General features: G+C 60.5%; 12 protein-coding genes and 1 pseudogene. 4 read left to right on the top strand and 9 right to left on the bottom strand.

The window, feature by feature from the left end:
* Positions 1 to 315: 315 nt before the first annotated feature.
* The 5 genes and pseudogenes from clcA to AB7531_RS26100 form a co-directional block, all read right to left on the bottom strand.
* Positions 316 to 1,644, bottom strand: coding sequence for a H(+)/Cl(-) exchange transporter ClcA (gene clcA / locus AB7531_RS26120; protein WP_084795165.1), 1,329 nt, complete (start codon positions 1,642 to 1,644; stop codon positions 316 to 318).
* A gap of 291 nt (positions 1,645 to 1,935) precedes the next feature.
* Positions 1,936 to 2,199, bottom strand: coding sequence for a hypothetical protein (locus tag AB7531_RS26115; RefSeq protein ID WP_028157629.1), 264 nt, complete (start codon positions 2,197 to 2,199; stop codon positions 1,936 to 1,938).
* 360 nt (positions 2,200 to 2,559) lie between these two features.
* Entirely contained in the window at positions 2,560 to 4,233 is a 1,674-nt protein-coding gene (locus AB7531_RS26110) for an arylsulfatase (protein ID WP_063983765.1), read from the bottom strand.
* A 297-nt stretch (positions 4,234 to 4,530) separates the two neighbouring features.
* Positions 4,531 to 5,496: pseudogene (locus AB7531_RS26105) on the bottom strand (ABC transporter substrate-binding protein).
* A 274-nt stretch (positions 5,497 to 5,770) separates the two neighbouring features.
* Complete coding sequence (locus AB7531_RS26100; RefSeq protein WP_187387726.1) at positions 5,771 to 6,760, bottom strand: phosphatase PAP2 family protein; 990 nt, start codon at positions 6,758 to 6,760, stop codon at positions 5,771 to 5,773.
* Between the two features lie 154 nt (positions 6,761 to 6,914).
* Between AB7531_RS26100 and AB7531_RS26095 the strand changes: the two genes are divergently transcribed.
* The gene (locus tag AB7531_RS26095; RefSeq protein WP_063983761.1) at positions 6,915 to 7,934 is read left to right on the top strand and encodes a phosphatase PAP2 family protein; all 1,020 of its coding nucleotides are present in this window, start codon (positions 6,915 to 6,917) and stop codon (positions 7,932 to 7,934) included.
* Between the two features lie 481 nt (positions 7,935 to 8,415).
* Here the strand turns inward: AB7531_RS26095 and AB7531_RS26090 are convergent, their stop codons facing one another.
* The 3 genes from AB7531_RS26090 to AB7531_RS26080 form a co-directional block, all read right to left on the bottom strand.
* Positions 8,416 to 9,366 (bottom strand): transglycosylase SLT domain-containing protein, encoded by a 951-nt coding sequence (locus AB7531_RS26090; protein WP_354122525.1) that lies wholly within the window; start codon positions 9,364 to 9,366, stop codon positions 8,416 to 8,418.
* A 751-nt stretch (positions 9,367 to 10,117) separates the two neighbouring features.
* Positions 10,118 to 11,860, bottom strand: a complete 1,743-nt coding sequence (locus tag AB7531_RS26085) for an adenylate/guanylate cyclase domain-containing protein (RefSeq protein WP_231144868.1) — start codon at positions 11,858 to 11,860, stop codon at positions 10,118 to 10,120.
* Between the two features lie 428 nt (positions 11,861 to 12,288).
* Positions 12,289 to 12,786 carry a peptide deformylase gene (locus AB7531_RS26080; RefSeq protein WP_231144870.1) on the bottom strand — a complete coding sequence of 166 codons (498 nt, stop codon included), beginning with the start codon at positions 12,784 to 12,786 and terminating at the stop codon, positions 12,289 to 12,291.
* Positions 12,787 to 12,864: 78 nt separating this feature from the next.
* On the opposite strand from AB7531_RS26080, the gene AB7531_RS26075 reads away from it, so the two are divergent.
* Both AB7531_RS26075 and AB7531_RS26070 read left to right on the top strand, forming a co-directional pair.
* Positions 12,865 to 13,449: a TetR/AcrR family transcriptional regulator gene (locus AB7531_RS26075; protein WP_063983759.1), complete on the top strand. Its 585-nt coding sequence runs from the start codon at positions 12,865 to 12,867 to the stop codon at positions 13,447 to 13,449.
* A gap of 105 nt (positions 13,450 to 13,554) precedes the next feature.
* On the top strand, positions 13,555 to 14,133 hold the full coding sequence (locus tag AB7531_RS26070; protein WP_063983758.1) for a hypothetical protein: 579 nt from the start codon (positions 13,555 to 13,557) through the stop codon (positions 14,131 to 14,133).
* 17 nt (positions 14,134 to 14,150) lie between these two features.
* On the opposite strand, the gene AB7531_RS26065 is transcribed toward AB7531_RS26070, so the two are convergent.
* On the bottom strand, positions 14,151 to 14,612 hold the full coding sequence (locus AB7531_RS26065) for a cupin domain-containing protein (RefSeq protein WP_063983757.1): 462 nt from the start codon (positions 14,610 to 14,612) through the stop codon (positions 14,151 to 14,153).
* Between the two features lie 322 nt (positions 14,613 to 14,934).
* Between AB7531_RS26065 and AB7531_RS26060 the strand changes: the two genes are divergently transcribed.
* Entirely contained in the window at positions 14,935 to 16,155 is a 1,221-nt protein-coding gene (locus tag AB7531_RS26060; RefSeq protein ID WP_063983756.1) for an MFS transporter, read from the top strand.

Here is a 16,155-nt window from a genome sequence, read left to right as displayed (position 1 = left end):
CCCCCTCGGCCCATCGCTTCCTGTGGTCGCTTTCTAATGGCCGGCGGTTTCACCATTCCTTCGTGAACGCCGGAAAATGGTTTCATCCCGGCAGGTTTTGTTTCGTCGCATTGAGGGAGGTCCTGGTTCCCGCGTGGGCACAGCGGTTACGTCCGGGCTAGGTCACAAGCCGACATCTGAGCAAAGACCACAAAGCGTCCGCCAGGGGCCCACAAGCGGAAATGAACGCTGCTCAAGAACAGAATTGCCGATGGGGAGGTCGAAGGCTCAGAACGTTGCAACGCATCGGCGTCGTTGGGGTGGGTGACACCGATCTCATCTCTGTCTGATTTGCCGCTCCAAGCGCAGCGTATGCTCACGCAGGGAATCGTAAATCGGCGCATTACCCAGCAGCATGGGCAGCAGCATCGCCATGAAGCAAGCTCCCAGCATCGGCAGCAGCATCGTCACGTTACCGGTCATTTCAGCGACGAGAACGATGCCGGTCACCGGCGCGCGCACAACGCCGGTGAAGAGAGCGGCCATGCCCACCAAAGCAAATGCTTCCGGCTGGATAGAGAGCGCCGGGAATGCAAGACGGCAAGCCGCCCCGAACAGCAACCCAGACTGGGCTCCCAGCACGAGCAAGGGTGCGAACAGGCCGCCGGGCGTGCCGGCAGCGTATGAGAGAGCGCCGAGTCCGAATCGGATCAGGAACGCGCCCCCCAGGATCCCCACACTCTCGTGGCCGATCAGCGCCCGCTGCGTGATCTGATCTCCGCCACCGACCAGTTCGGGCGCGAACCAGGCCAACATGCCGACGCTTGCGCCAATCAATCCGGCGCGGAGCTCGATCGGTAGTCCTCCAAATCGGTCGCGAAACGCGATGGTCGCGAGCAGGGTACGATTGTATGCGACGGCCAGCAGGCCCGCGATACCACCGAGAGCAAGGAAGAGCGGGGCGGACTCAGCGCTGGGATAGCTCAGCGGCGCGACCTGGAAGTCGGGCGCGTCGCCGAGAAGCAGCCTTGCGACCGGGATCGCCGTCGCCAGCGCTGCAAGGGCGGCGACGGCAACACGGTGTTCGAACCTCTGCACCAGTTCCTCCAGCACGAACACGAGCCCGGCAATCGGCGCATTGAAGGCCGTTGCAAGGCCGGCGCCGGCGCCGGCCGCCAGAAGCACTCGCGAGTCCGCCCAACACAACCGGCAGACGCGCGCAGCGAAAACCGCGATACCGGCGCCCATCTGGACGGTCGGCCCCTCACGGCCCAGCGCCAGCCCGGAGCCGATCGCCAGTATTCCGCCGAAGAATTTCACTGGCACCAGGCGAAACGGAGCCGGCGGGATCTCTTCGCGCAGAACAGCTTCGACATGCGGAATGCCGCTGCCCGAAGCGTGTGGCGAGAATTGCCGTACCATCCACGCGGCAACCAGGGTCGCGACACCGCACGCGCCGACGACAGTCAAGAACCCCCAGATTGCGTGGCCATGGGCCCAGGCGATCATCGCATCGCGCAGACGATCGGCATGCGCGAGCAAAAGCCGGAAGATCGCCCCAACACATCCAGTCGCCGCTCCTATGATGAGAGCCATCGCCGCGAGCCCCAACAGGCTGCGACGTTCGTCTGCGACTTGCCGGTCGTCGTCAGGGTTATGGTCCACGGCTGGTCGATGATCCCGAGGCCTTCGCAAGGGCTAATCTTTGCCAAAATCACTGGCGAATGTCCCGGAAAAGAATGCTTCCAACTTGACCGAACAACTGCCTCTCCGAGGGACCTCACCGCACGTCCCAACGAAAAGGTGCGCCGAACCAAGGCCCCGCTTTGGGTCACAGGCTGACTTCGACAACCTGCTTGACCTGGTTCGCTTATCTCCTGAAAGCAGACATTGCAGCCCTCTGAGCAGAGGTCAGCCACGGGCCAAAAACAGACAACTGAAACAGCCGCGACCTGATCAGCCGCAGATGCGCACGCGGCGCTCGCGCCAGCCATGCCCGTCCCAGAAGCGCTGGGTTATCCAGTGGCAGGGCGGGATCGGCTCTCCAACCGGGGCATCGACATAGCCCGACCAGTACGGATAGCCGCCGGGTCCGGGATAAGTGCGCGGATACGGATTGCCGCCGGGGCCGTAATCATAGCGCGGACCAGCATAAGCGGGCGAGGCTGCTGAAACGACCAAAGTCGCGACGGCAGCGAGAGCCAACAACGTCTTCCTCATGGTGATACCTTTCCAACGCTGCGAAGGCTGCAAGACGATCGCCGAGCAATGCAGCGTCAGCGTCGACAAGCTGAAATGTCAAGGAGAGTGATCTCAGCAAGGCTATTGTCTGGCGACCTCCTCGGATGTCGCCTTCGGGTCAAAATGCGAAGAACACAGAGTGAGCAAAGTCAGTCCGCTCTACCCCACCAAGCGGACCTCAATGAAAGGTGTCGTCACTTCGCTGATGGGCCAAAAGGCGACGTTGGCTCCCGCCGGGCAAGCACTCGATGCGCGACGGCGAGCCGCTCGTGAAAGCCGACCCGCCGTATGCCGCTTGATGCAGCCCGTCAGCCAATGGCTTCACGGGACGTCGCGATATTACCCACCGCTCCCCTTGATATTCGGCAGGTTTTTCATGTCGAGCATCGGGACCGGGTTTTCCGGGCGCTGCAGATCCGGTCTCCAATCGTTCGAGGCTCCGCCCGGCTTACGCTTGATGCTTGGATAGTCGGCAATCGATTTGTTGAACTCCATCACGACGGGGAAGATTAGTGCCAAGACCCAGCCGTTGTCCTGTCCGGTGTACTTGCCCGGCGACTGCAATGGCATACGTGCCGACATCGCGCCGTTGAAAACCATGTCGTATTTCTCGAATGGGTCCATCGTCAGATTGTAGACCGAGCCAATCGCGCCGAGATTTTGCTCCGGACCGAGCCAAGTGTCCTTGGCCGTCCAGAGATACTTCCACGCGATGCTGAGATCGGGGTTGGTTGGATCACCGCCGACATCCGCCCGCGCTCCCATGAAGCTTTCGCCGTCGATGTAAATCCACGACCTTCGTGCCGAGTGCTTCGCGCGGCCGAGGATGTACTCGCTGTTGTCGATGCTGTCGAAGTAGATTGGCCTGCCATTATCGTCGGTCCATGCGCCGTGCGGCGGCGGGCTCAGGCCGACCATCTTGGCGAGCGTTGCCCAGCAGTCGATATGGGACATCATTTCATGGTAATTTGCACCGGCGGGAATGTGTTCGGGCCACCACATTAACCCGGGTACGCGCCAGCCTCCTTCAAATGCTGAACCCTTTTCGCCGCGGAAAGGCGTGGTGCCCGCATCAGGATAAGCATCCTGCCACGCCCCGTTGTCTGCCGTTACGATCACAATCGTATTCGGCGCTTCGGCACGGATCGCGTCCATGACCCGGCCGATGTCGTCATCGAGTTCTATCACCGAGTCCGAGTAATCGCCCAACCGCGACTTCCCGGCGAATTTTGATGATGCGTTGGTCGGGTTGTGCATCTTCATGAAATTGACGTCCATGAAGAATGGCTTGGCGTCCTTGGCGTGCTTCTTGATGTAATCGATTGCGTAATCAGCCTGCCGGACGTCAAAGTTGGCGAGGTAATCGTACGTAATGTACTCGCCTCTCTTCGCCGGTTGTCCAGCAACTCCCTCCCACTCGTACATGTTTACGACATCAAAATAGGCTTTCGCGATCTCTGGGTTGTACGAGGGAAACCATGGATGAAACCACTTGGACGTATCGGCATAGGTGTAGACGCCCGGATAGTATGCGGCGAACGCCTTCATCTCGTCGAACCCGTGCTCGATCGGATAGGACTCCGGCTTATCACCGAGATGCCATTTGCCAGAAAAGTAGGTGGAGTAGCCGTTCTTTTGAAAAAATTCGGCTATGGTCGGCGTCTCCTTTTTGAGCGCATTCTCATCGCCGGGAGCGACCACGATGGAGAGAGCCGAACGGATCGGAATACGTCCGGTTATAAACGAGGCGCGGCCTGCCGTGCAGCTTGCTTGCCCGTACCAGTTCGTGAACGTCGCGCCTTCCTTAGCGATCCGGTCGATGTTTGGTGTTGGATGGCCGAGCGCGGCGCCACCCCCGCTATAGGCGCCGAAATCGTTCCATCCAGTGTCATCCGTCATTAGCATGACGACATTTGGCCGCTTCTGCTGCTGTGCGGTCGCTTGAGGTACCGCAACCAACATCGCGCCGAACAGTGCGAACATGCCGTGCGCAACACTCTTTCGGATACTCATGACTGCTTCCTCCGATTTCAAAGGTCGGTCACTTGTGCCAAACGAATGGATATGTCGCAGTCGTGCTTTTTAGCTCTGCGCCACAGCGTGTTCAATGTGCGATTGTTTGATTTAGATCAAGACACCGATTGTGACGGGTCTATGCCGCTTGCTAGGCGTCGCTCCACGATGTCCGCTGCGGGTCAAAAAGCGACGGTTTGGCGATGTCCGCGCTACTTCCGCTTTACCCCCGAAAACCGACATTCATCGTGAGGGGCGGCATGTCTCAAAGGGGCCAATCGCAGACATTCTGCCTGCTCATTCGAACACTTCGTCGGCGGTCAGGAGAGAGTCTCGACCAGCCGCCAAACCAAGCGCCTTGGCCGCTTTAAGGTTTACAACCAGCTCGAACTTGGTTGGCTGCTGTATCGGCAACTCGGCCGGCGTTGCGCCTTTGAGTATTCGGTCCAGATAGATAGCGGTCGCGCGTGACAGGTCAGGCAGGTTGACTCCGTAAGAGACAAGGCCACCGAGCTCCACGCCCTCTCTGGCGGCTTAGATCGTCGGGAGGCGGTTCTTCTCGGCAAAGGGTACAATCCGAGAGTACTGGCTGTACAGCATCGGACTAGGAAACACGACGAGACCATCCGCTCGCGCTTTGGCCAACTCCGCAAACGCGCTTTCGAGATCGGCGGGGCTATCCGCCGGCACAAGTTGAAAGCTTGCTCCGAGAGATCGGGCGGCGCTCTCAATCTCGTTCAGCATCCCCTTCATTGTGCGCTCACCGTATGCGCGAGGGTGCCACAAAACGACAACGTGAGAGAGACCGGGAACGATCTCCTTAAGCAGTTGAAGCCGTTTGGACACCAACTCCGGGCCGAGAAATGCCGTCCCGGTGACATTGCCGCCCGGCCGCGCCAGGCTGGAAGCGAGTTCGTCGTCGACGGGATCTGCCATGCCTATGCCGACAATCGGAATGGTGGAAGTCGCTTTCTTGGCTGCGCGGACGGCCGGGGTAGCCAAAGCAACAATTGCGTCGACGCGGTGCGTCACGAATTCCTGCGCGTACTCGTTGAGCTTGTCCTCATCGCCGTCTGCGAATTTACGGTAAAACGCGACATTCTTTCCTTCAGTATAGCCGAGCACACGCAATGCCGGCACAAACGCATCGAGAGTCTTTAGACTTGCGTCGGACTTGTCACCGCGGCCGAGTGAAAGCACACCGATCTGATGAAGCTTGGTCGATTGCTGAGCATGACCTGCGAACGGCCACGTTGCAGCCATACCCCCAACAACCGTGATGAACTTGCGCCGTTTCATGCGGCCCTCAGCCAAGCCGAACTATCGTACAGACAAAAGGTGGCGCCTTGGAAGTGTAATCAGGCCGGTGAAAGTCTGCTTTGGGTCACACACGGAAGAACTCGGGCTGAGCATATCAAGTCTGCTTCACCCCCAAGGAGCGGACATCTAGCGGACATGCCGGGTCGACCGCTTGGAGCCAAAAGCCGGCGTCCAAAGGTGTATCCCAAACCGGGACTTCTTACGACGGCGTGGCCGTTCAAACGCCGCGGCCAAAGGCAGGATCGACCAGCCGACCCGGTTCCGCCGATGCCGACTGCGTCGAGACCGCCAGCGGGCTTGCAGCGACGACCGCCGTTAGGCATTTCGACAACTGGATCGTCAGCGCAGCCACCGACACGCCGGCGATCACATCAACAAAATAATGCCCCCCAACCAGCGGGGTCGCAACGAGCATTCCCGCATTCAAGATCAGGAGGGCGGGACGCAGCCACCAGATGCTCCACAAACTCCAGATGCTAAGAAGCGCCGTCGCAGCGTGAAAGCTCGGGAAGGTGAGGATGCCGCCGAGTTCCGTGAGCTTGAGTGCTCGCAGCGTGCCATCGCGTAGCATCGGTATGTCGCGCGCCTGTCCTCCATATCCGTTCGCCTTGAATATCTCGGTGTCGGAGGGGAGCCCAAACTCGAAATAGGTGCCGATCGCCGGAAACAGGGTGGAGACAGCAATCACCACGCACAACGCCAAAATTGCCGCCATCACGAACTGCTGCAGACGGATATATTGCCCCGTCAGCCCCAGTATGACCGGTACGCCGAAGGCTGGCACGAGGATCATTGCGTAAAAGAACTTGGCGTAGAGCAGCAATTCCGGATTGGCCATCGCAAAATGGAAATATGCAGGCCAATCCAGGCCGAGCAATCGGTCGAGCTCGGCGAATCTTGAGTCCTGCAGCGGCATCCCGGCGCTCAAGCCGATATACGACAGCGGCGCCGCGCAGATCACGCCAGATCCCATCTGCGCAAATGCAAGCATCGTGAATGCCGGTCGCTCGCCCCAACTCCGCCGCATGAGCCACAACCCGGTAGCCGCCAGCGCTGGCGCTGTGACGACCTCCGTCGTTACCAGACCTTCCAGCGTGAAGGTTGTTACAGCCAGTCCGAGGCAAAGTGACATCGCACATCCAGCTACAAGGCTCCAATTGATCAATTGCAACCTGTTTGCAATCCGTCGCTCCATGTGACCGACCAAGTGCGACTCCTCTTTGGAAGCACAATAGCCACAACGACCTACAATCTGAGGGCGTGCCAGGGCGTGTACCCAATCTGTTACACACGCTTTTATTGTTAATGTATTAATGGTTGTAATGCTATTTGCGCTATCGCAATTCCACGGGTGACTGCAAATGGCTCTGGAGTCTTATGGGGGGGCGTCACATTCAAAGCAGGACAGCTTAACGCAAGACGAACTTGTTTCTCTGCGCCTGTTCCAGCTGAATTGGGCGCTCATCTTCCTCGTTCTGGTCAGTCTTTGTCTTGGCCTTTTGCTAACCAGTTTCCGTGTCGAGTGGAGCAGCTACCTCGCCATGCTCGGAATGGCCGGGCTCTACGGTATCATCGGTCATCTCAATGAGCGATCCGCGGCCAGAAACGCGAACATCTACGCCACGCTCATAACGCTGGCGCAGTTCATTTCAATGCTCGTGCTGCTCATTTCTCTCGGTTACGTCGCGGCTGCAGCGAATTTGCCCATGCAGGAAAAAAATCTGCTGGCGCTCGACCGTATGCTTGGATTCGATTTCAGGGCCTACCTCGGCCTCGTGAACGACCAACTGCCGCTGCGCTGGGCTTTCACGCAAACATACGGTTCCATCCATCGGCAGCTTCTTATCCTGATGTTTATCCTGCCGCTGTTCGGTCATCACCGACGTGCAGCAGAGTTCGCGTTTGGCTTCGCCATCGCGCTGATTGCGACAACCATCATCTCCACGCTGGTGCCGGCGATTGGCGCTTATCACGCGGTCGGAATCGTGCCGGCCGACCATCCCAATATCGAACCAGTCGTCTACTACGGGACCCTGAAAGAACTTCCGCTCGTGCGCGACGGCACCACCAGACTGCTCAACGCCTATTCTCTAGGTTCTATCCTGACGTTTCCGAGTTTTCATGCCGTTTGTGCGGTTCTTTACGCTTGGGCTCTTTGGCCGTTCCGGTGGCTGAGGATCGCCGGCCTTTTGTGGAATGTCGTCATGATCGCGGCTACGCCGATCGGTGGTGGGCACTTCTTCGCTGATGTCTGGGCTGGATTGGTCGTTGCCCTCGGATCAATTTACACTGTGCAACGTCTCGGAAACCATCTGGCTCAGGAAGGCCGTTGGAAAGGAGCGTCGCCTGTGTCTCAAGTGACAGAGCTTCACGTGCAATGACTGCTGTAATGGTCACCACTGGCGTGCCGGTGACAGAGTCTAACGTTGGTGACGTTTCAATAAATTTGGGGAAAGCACTAATTTTGCTGGCTGCGCTCCTACCTTCTTCGGAAGGCTCCCACAGCAGACGATGACAACAACTAGATTGGGTACGTTCGACCGCTTTGGGTCAAAATGCGAAGAACTCAGAGTGAGCAAATCCAGTCCGCTTCACCCCACTAAGCGGACCTCAACGAGGAGTGTCGTCACTTCGCTGATGGGTTATCAGCCGACGTGATTGCCTGTGAATAATCTAGGAGTCCGGGCCGCGGAGCGGCACTGGTCGAGGTATTGGGTCAATCCGGCCGCGGGAGCCGAACAACCACCCAGTCTCTGAGCGGAACGCAAACTTACCTGGCGCCGGAAACTAGATTGCCGACACAGCTTCTCGACGAAACGAATGTCGACCCAGAGGTGTGCGTGTGCGCAGTCGCAAGCTGTTCTATCTCGAGCGTTCGGCCGCCGCCGTTAGCACAGGATAGCGGGCATAGAGCGTGTCGACGCGGTCCCGCCACATCGCCACGAACGCACCCGAGGTGAGATCATCGACCGACTTCCATTCGCGTTTGACCGCAGGCAGCGTATTGCCCCAGATAGCGCGCTTGCACCATCGCTCGCCCTTTGCCGAGCCCTCCCGGGTTGCGCACATCGACTTCCAGGCAATCCGCTGCGGACGGCTGATGTGTTGGGCGGCTCCTTCCCAGCCCTGCTGGTGGATCAGGTAGAGGTCGGAAAGGGTCGGCTTTTTCTGCGTCAATATTTCGAATAGCGCAGCCTCGCTGAGAAACTTGTAGGCGGCACCTACAGCGTTGTCGCGAGGATTGAGGATGTCGCCCGATCCGTATTTGCTGAACTCAAACTTGCTCAGCTGGAACAGGCCGATATAGGAGCCGGTGCGTTGCTTGGGATTGAAATCGGATTCGATTTTGGCGACCGCCTTCATGAAGTTGACATCGACACCGAACGCTTCGGCTGCACGTTCGATCTCCTGGACGGGCGTTCCGAGCGGAACGTCGCTCAACGCCGACAAGGCGATCTTTGCGGGTTTTTCCGGCGGCGGAATTTCCGAGTAGACGTAGTATTTGAGATACGACGGTTTGCCTTCGCCCGGATTGGGCGAAGCAACGGGCGGACGGTCCTGCTGTAGCGTTGCCGAGTTCTCGGGCGACGCTGCCTCAAGGCTGGCGACCTGCACCATTGGCTCTTGCGAAGTGGTTACATCGGACGGCGGCACCGAGTCCGGCGCCGCGGCGCTGAATCCCGCCGCAACGATCGCATTAGCCGATAATCCTGTATCGAATTTCGTCTCGATGGCCGGGGCCGGAAACGCGGCGCCAGCATTTGACAGAACCGTCGTCACATTCAGCGGGATGCCGCTGAATGCATCAGCCACTCTTGCATTCGGCGTTGCGATGCTTGGGCGCGGTACCGCGATCTGACCAATCGCGACAAGCGAAGTCGCTGTCAGCGCGCCGGCAATACAGCTTGTTTGCCAAATCTTCAATGTCGCCAGCCGCGCGGCCGCGGTCCCCCCATTCACGTCCCCGACTTGGCACGCAGATTAAGGAGGTGAGGGGATGACAATGGGGCGCACCTGTGGCGCAGGTGCGGCCGGTCTCGGTCACGTCGCCAAGATTGCCTAAATTGAAAGTTGCGGTCGTGATGCGCCTCCCGCCGAGGAACAGGACGGGCGCCATATCGCGCAACCATCGCTAAACAAGGCATCTTCGTGCGTTAGCGCATCGAGACCGGCGCCCGCGCGCACACCGCTCCCAAGCATCTCGAGGCCGCGACGTCGCAAGACCCGAGGACGGTTCGCTGGGAATGGACAATCGCGATCCGCTTTATGACGCGCTAGCGTCGGTCTCAGCGGAGCTGGTCTAGCCAAGCTCAGGTCTGCCGTGACCGTTGTCTCCGCTCGGGCCGGAGCGTTGCGGCTTACCACAGCGCCTGCCGCATTCTTGCACAACAGTAAACTAGTGCGCCAATGTCTCAGTTGGGTCAATCGCGTCGGTTGGCCCGTAGCTCGAAGACTCCGGTCTACTCCCCGCTCCGGACATGTCGCAAACTGAAGCGATGGGCCATAACCGGACTCATGCGTCGCAGCAGAGTGCCGCTATTCAATCGCCTCATGGGATGGAGAGCTAATCGGGCAACCCCGCTTTCCGAAGACCCTCAATAAACAGCTTTGCGTTTGATAGTCCGGCCCGGGCGATAAGCGCCGATATTGTAAAGGCGGGATCGATCTCAAGCACACGCGCCGCCGCGTCGTGCGCCTCAGCGTCACGTCCGAGATGGGCGAAGGCGGACGCGAGCCATTGGTAAGTTGCCAAATAAAGGTTCTGACGAAGGGCTTTCTTCAATACGACGATGGCTTCGTCAAAGCGGCGAAGCTCGATAAGGGCCTGCCCAATGCCAGTAAGCGTCATGTATAGTAGCGGGTCTACTGGGCTCATGCGAACGGCACGTTCAAAGCTCCAGATCGCTTCCTCCGGCAGCCCCGCAATTCTATAGACATGGCCTCTGCAGCTCCATGTGAGCCATGAATTTGGGTTGAGCCCGACCGCCCGGTCAGCCATTTCGATCTCGGCTTCACGATCGCCGACCATGAACGCCGAGATTACGGCAGCCCTTGCTAACGTGTCCGGATCGCCATCGTCGATGCTCAATGCCAAACGAGCAAGCCGAACCGCTTCCTTGCGGTCGAACTGAGGGTCGTTGGCATAGCCCAAAAGGACGTTGAGCATGTGGCAGACACCTGCCAGAGCCGCGACAGCGCCGAACCGAGGGTCGAGCTCCAAGGCGCGGTGGAACAGTCGGATTGCCTCGGCCAACCCTTCGCGGGTCCTTAGGTAGAACTGCGGCATGGCACGGAGATAAAAATCATACGCGGTGAGGTTCTCTGGCCGCCGCCGCGTCGCCAATTCAATTTCTGTTTGAAGCATCTTTGGCTCAATGGCCGAGACAACGGCGAGCGTTACTTCGTCCTGAAGAGCAAAAACGTCGGTCAGGTCACGCTCAAACCTGTCCACCCAGATGTGCGCGCCTGTAACCGCATCGATCAACTGCCCTGTGATGCGAACTTTCCCCGACGCCTTCCGCACAGACCCCTCGAGGACATAGCGCACGCCGAGCCTTCGCCCGACCTCCTTGATATCGACCGCTCGACCCTTGAAGGTGAAGCTCGAATTGCGCGCGATCACGAACAGCGACTTGAAGCGCGACAGTGCGGTGATGATCTCCTCGACCATTCCGTCCGCAAAGTATTCCTGTTCGGGATCGCCGCTCATGTTCTCGAACGGCAGTACGGCGATGGAAGGCTTGTCCGGGTGTGGCGGGGCCGCACTCAGCCCCTCTGTCAGCGCCCCTGGCGCTCCGGCGCGGACAGCGTAGGCGCGGACCGGCTTGGAGATGTTCTTGAGCTGCTGCTCGCCACGATCCTCGAAGCCAGCGTCTAGCTTGCCCTCGACTTCGTTGTAGACCTTGTCGGAAATCAGGATACCGCCCGGATCGGCGATCCCCTCCAGCCGAACAGCAATGTTGATCCCGTCGCCGTAGAGGTCGTCGTCCTGTCCAACGATCACGTCACCAAGGTTGAGCCCGATGCGTAGCTTGAATGGACCGCTACCCTCGGCGAGATGATCCTGTATCTCAACCGCGCATCTCATGGCGGCCAGGGGACTGGCGAACTCGGCGAGTGCGCCATCACCCGTTGTCTTGATTAGACGGCCTTCGTGGCGGGAGAGGCTCGGCTCGATCAGTTCTCGCTTGAGCCGCTCGAACTCGGCATAGGTAGCTTCCTCGGCGCGTTGCATCAACGCAGAGTAGCCGACCACGTCGGCAGCCAAAATCGCCGCTAATCGCCTTTGAACCCGCTGCTCCGTCACAGCGCTCTCCGAACGGCCAGCCAAAAATTCGCTGGGGCCAGGAGGAGCCTAGCACTTTGTTGCGGACCTGTGAGCGGTAATCGCGGGAGGGCCCTGTTGCCCCGAGGTGGCATTTGCTGTTGCGGCAACTCGGAAGGTCCGAGTTGGGTCACGACCGGTAAGGCTTGGATCGAGCACGTGAGTTCTGCTTCGCATCCGAAAGCGGACATCTCGCCTCAATGAGTACACGCCCTCTGGAAGTACAACGCCAATCGGCTTGAATTTCGTGCAAACCTGGAGCTGCAGTGGCGGGAGTTCTCTCTGAGATCTCGCTCTGTATGCCGAGACCCAGTGCCGACCTCTACCGAAATCCATGAACATCTCAGAGCTGCAACACGCATCGACACAACCAGGTCTGTCGGCGAGCCTGCACTGGCTGTGCGACGCGCTCAATCCCGCGACATCTTCTCGAACTTCTTCACCAGCCGTTCCCGCTTCAGCCGCGACAGCCGCTGGATCCAGAACATGCCGTCGAGCTGGTCGATCTCGTGCTGGTGACAAACGGCGCGTAAGCCATCCGACTCCTCGCTGTGCATGTTGCCGTCGAGATCCCAGTAGCTGATCCGCACCCTTGCGTGGCGCTGGACCTCGTCGTTGACGCCGGGCATCGAGACGCTGCCTTCCTTGTGCAGGATCATCTCGGGCGAAGCCCACTCGATCTCCGGATTGACGTAGGTTTGCGGACCCGCCTTGGCGTCGAGCTCGAGCACGACGACGCGCAAGGGCACGCCGATATGCGGCGCCGTGATGCCGATGCCGGGCGCGGCGCGCATGGTGTCGAGCAGGTCGGCTGCAAGCTCGCGCAACGCGCCGTCGAATGCGGTGACGGGATGGGCCGGCGTCGCGAGCCGGCGATCGGGATAGCGGAGGAGGGGACGAATGGTCATGCAGGCTCCCTACCACTCACGGATGGTTGAAGCATCCCGTTCTTGACTGCCTACCAACTGGAAGGTAGTCAATCTGCCATGACCAACGTTTCCTCGACGGCCGACGACATCCTGGCCTGCGCGCGTACCCTGATCATCGCGGGCGGCTATAACGGCTTCAGCTATGCCGACGTGGCCGAAATCGTCGGTATCCGCAAGCCGAGCATCCACCACCATTTCGCCAGCAAGGTCGATCTGGTCCGAACCCTCGTGTCGCGCTATCGCGCGGAAGCCGAGGCGGGACTGTCCGCGCTCGAACGCAATGTCGCGGACCCCCGCGACCAGCTCAAAAGCTATGTCCGGTATTGGGAGGCGTGCATCAATGATGCGACGGCGCCTTTCTGCGTGTGTGCGCTGCTTGCCTGCGAGCTACCGATCCTGCCGGAGCAGGTGGCGCTTGAGGTCCGCGCGCATTTCCGTTCGCTGGCGTCGTGGCTGACCTCGGTGATGGAGCGCGGCAAGCGGAAGGGGCAGCTGCATCTCTCCAGCGCAGCGAAGATCGAGGCTGAAGGCTTCATGGCGACCGTTCACGGCGCGATGCTGTCGGCGCGTGCCTATGGCGATCCAAAGATGTTCGGTGTGATCACCGGGCCGCTGCTGGATCGGTTGTCCGCCAGGCACTGAAACATATCGACGAGACGACAACGACACGCCCGCAGGTGAGCTTGCGGGCGAGGGTGACTTGTTGTGCGGGAAAACTACCAACTAGTAGGTAAAGGAGAGAGTGCAGTGACGCATCATCAATTGGATCTCGTTCGGGCCGACCGCGAGCAATGGCTGAAGCTCTACTACTTCATCCGGGCGGCGTTCTCCGTCGCCTGGGTCGTTGCCGCCTTTGCCGTCGGGCCGTCATCCGCGGCGATTGCCGGAGCCTTGCTCGTGCTCTATCCGGCATGGGATGCGGCGGCGAACTTGGTCGACGCGTTGCGCAGTGGCGGGCTCGCTCAAAATCGCACGCAGGCGCTGAACGTTCTGGTCAGCCTGGTGACCACTGTCGCGGTCCTCGTCGCCTTGCAGATGAGCATGAACGGGGTGCTCGGCGTCTTCGGGGCCTGGGCGATCCTGTCCGGATTGCTCCAGCTGGGGACCGCGATTCGCCGCTGGAGAAGTTTTGGCGCGCAGTGGGCCATGGTGCTCAGCGGCGGCCAGTCGGCTCTGGCCGGTGGCTTCTTCATCTTTCAGGCCACGACGCCGATGTCTCCAACGATCGCAAATGTCGCGGGCTACGCTGCGGTCGGCGCGATCTACTTCCTGGTCTCGGCGGTATGGCTGACCGTGACCGAGTGGCGGCATGGCGCAGCCATGTGAGGCGTCGCTGTTGCCGTTCATTCGTGCGGATAGGGCGTGCCGTCCTTGTGCAGGAACCGGCCGCTGGAAGCCGGGCTCATCATGTCGACGTCGGAGCAGGTGATGAGGTCATCGGGCGAGCGCGAGCCGACTTCGAGGTAGACGGCCGTCGCATCAGACCGGTTGATCATGTGATGGCCGTTGCCGCTTCCCTTCGGGAAGGCGGCGCAGTCGCCGGCGCTCAGCACGGTTTCGCCCTCGTCCTCGACAAGCGTCAGCTCGCCTTCGAGCACATAGACGAACTCGTCCTCATGCGAATGCCAGTGGCGCTGGCTCGACCAGCTGCCTGGCGGCAGACGCATCAGGTTGACGCCGAAATCCTTAAGCTTTCCGGCATTGCCCAGCCGTTGGCGGATGCGCTCGGCGCAGGGCGCGTCGAGCGGCGCGGGATAACCCGAGCCTTTTCGGCCCGGCACGGTGGCGAGATCAATCTTTGGCATGCAGCTATTCCCTCCGAAGTCGGAGCATTGACCGCGCACCGGATCGGTGGCGTGCGCCAGATCGGCGGCGTCCGGAGTGTGATGAGATCGCGTTGGCGGGATGATGACATTGTGCCGGTGTTTTGCCCGACGTGTCAAACGCGCCCCTCGCGTTGCAGGGCGTTGGTAAGTCTTTGATCCGGCAGCGGCCGGCTACTGTGCATGGGGTTGTTTTCGGGGGTTTGTTTGGCGGCGCCAAAAAAATCTGGTGTCCTCGATGCCGTTGTCGGCAAGCGCAGTTCCCATTCGTCTTCCACCCAGACAGATCTGACGGGAGACCCAAATGAACGCTTCCTCCTATCGCTGGGTGATCGTCGCCGCCGGCGGCTTGCTCGGCTGCGTCGCGATCGGCGGCATGTTTTCGCTGCCGGTGTTCCTCCAGCCGATCGCCAAGGACACCGGCTGGTCGGTGACCGGCATTTCCAGCGCGATGACGATCGGCTTCCTGGCGATGGCCTTCACCAGCATGGCCTGGGGCACGGCGACCGACAGATTCGGGCCGCTGCCGGTGGTGCTGACGGGATCGACGGTGCTGTCGCTCAGCCTGTTCGCCGCAAGTCATGCGACTTCGCTGCTGGCGTTCCAGGTCATGTTCGGCCTTCTGGTCGGCGCCTCCTGCGCGGCGATCTTCGCGCCGATGATGGCGACCGTCACCGGCTGGTTCGACACCCATCGCAGCCTGGCTGTGTCGCTGGTATCGGCCGGCATGGGCATGGCGCCGATGACGATGGCGCCGCTCGCGGCCTGGCTCGTCTCCGGCCACGACTGGCGCACCTCGATGCAGATCGTGGCGCTGGTGGTCGGCGCCATCATGATCCCGGTCTCGTTCCTGGTGCGACGCCCGCCCGCGCTGGCGCATGCCGTGGCCGCGCCTGCGGGCGAGAGCGCGCCGCAAGGGGAGATGTCGCTGGGCGAGGCGCTGCGCTCGCCGCAATTCATGATCCTGCTTGCCACCAACTTCTTCTGCTGCGCCACCCATTCCGGCCCGATCATCCACACCGTCAGCTATGCCGTGAGCTGCGGCATCCCGCTGATCGCGGCGGTGACGATCTACAGCATCGAGGGTTTTGCCGGCATGGGCGGCCGTATCGCCTTCGGGCTGCTCGGCGATCGTTTCGGCGCCAAGCGCGTGCTGGTGACGGGGCTGCTGTTGCAGGCGTTCGGCGCGCTCGCCTATGTCTTCGCGCAGCAGCTCGCGACGTTCTACGCGGTCGGCGCCGTCTTCGGCTTCATCTATGCCGGCACCATGCCGCTCTATGCCGTGCTGGTGCGCGAGAACTTTCCGCTGCGCATGATGGGCACGGTGATCGGCGGCACGGCGATGGCCGGCAGCCTCGGCATGGCGACCGGCCCGCTCGCCGGCGGCCTGATCTACGACGCCTTCTCCAGCTACGCTTGGCTCTATATCGCCTCCTGGGCAATGGGCCTCGGCGCCTTCCTGATGGCGATGAATTTCAGGCCATTCGCGAAGCCGCAAGGCGAGACCGCGGTGGCGGCGGCGTGA

The sequence above is a fragment of the Bradyrhizobium sp. 63_E2_N1_3 genome, from assembly GCF_052076005.1.
Classification (GTDB): domain Bacteria; phylum Pseudomonadota; class Alphaproteobacteria; order Rhizobiales; family Xanthobacteraceae; genus Bradyrhizobium; species Bradyrhizobium barranii.
Note: the sequence above shows the minus strand (reverse complement) of the source record. Positions and strands in the feature narration are given on the sequence as shown.

Bases quoted from the DNA above. Each gene is read 5' to 3' on its own strand.
- AB7531_RS26115 (WP_028157629.1), bottom strand. From the start codon at position 2,199: ATGAGGAAGACGTTGTTGGCTCTCGCTGCCGTCGCGACTTTGGTCGTT.
- AB7531_RS26110 (WP_063983765.1), bottom strand. From the start codon at position 4,233: ATGAGTATCCGAAAGAGTGTTGCGCACGGCATGTTCGCACTGTTCGGC.
- AB7531_RS26095 (WP_063983761.1), top strand. From the start codon at position 6,915: ATGGCTCTGGAGTCTTATGGGGGGGCGTCACATTCAAAGCAGGACAGC.
- AB7531_RS26080 (WP_231144870.1), bottom strand. From the start codon at position 12,786: ATGACCATTCGTCCCCTCCTCCGCTATCCCGATCGCCGGCTCGCGACG.
- AB7531_RS26075 (WP_063983759.1), top strand. From the start codon at position 12,865: ATGACCAACGTTTCCTCGACGGCCGACGACATCCTGGCCTGCGCGCGT.
- AB7531_RS26065 (WP_063983757.1), bottom strand. From the start codon at position 14,612: ATGCCAAAGATTGATCTCGCCACCGTGCCGGGCCGAAAAGGCTCGGGT.
- AB7531_RS26060 (WP_063983756.1), top strand. From the start codon at position 14,935: ATGAACGCTTCCTCCTATCGCTGGGTGATCGTCGCCGCCGGCGGCTTG.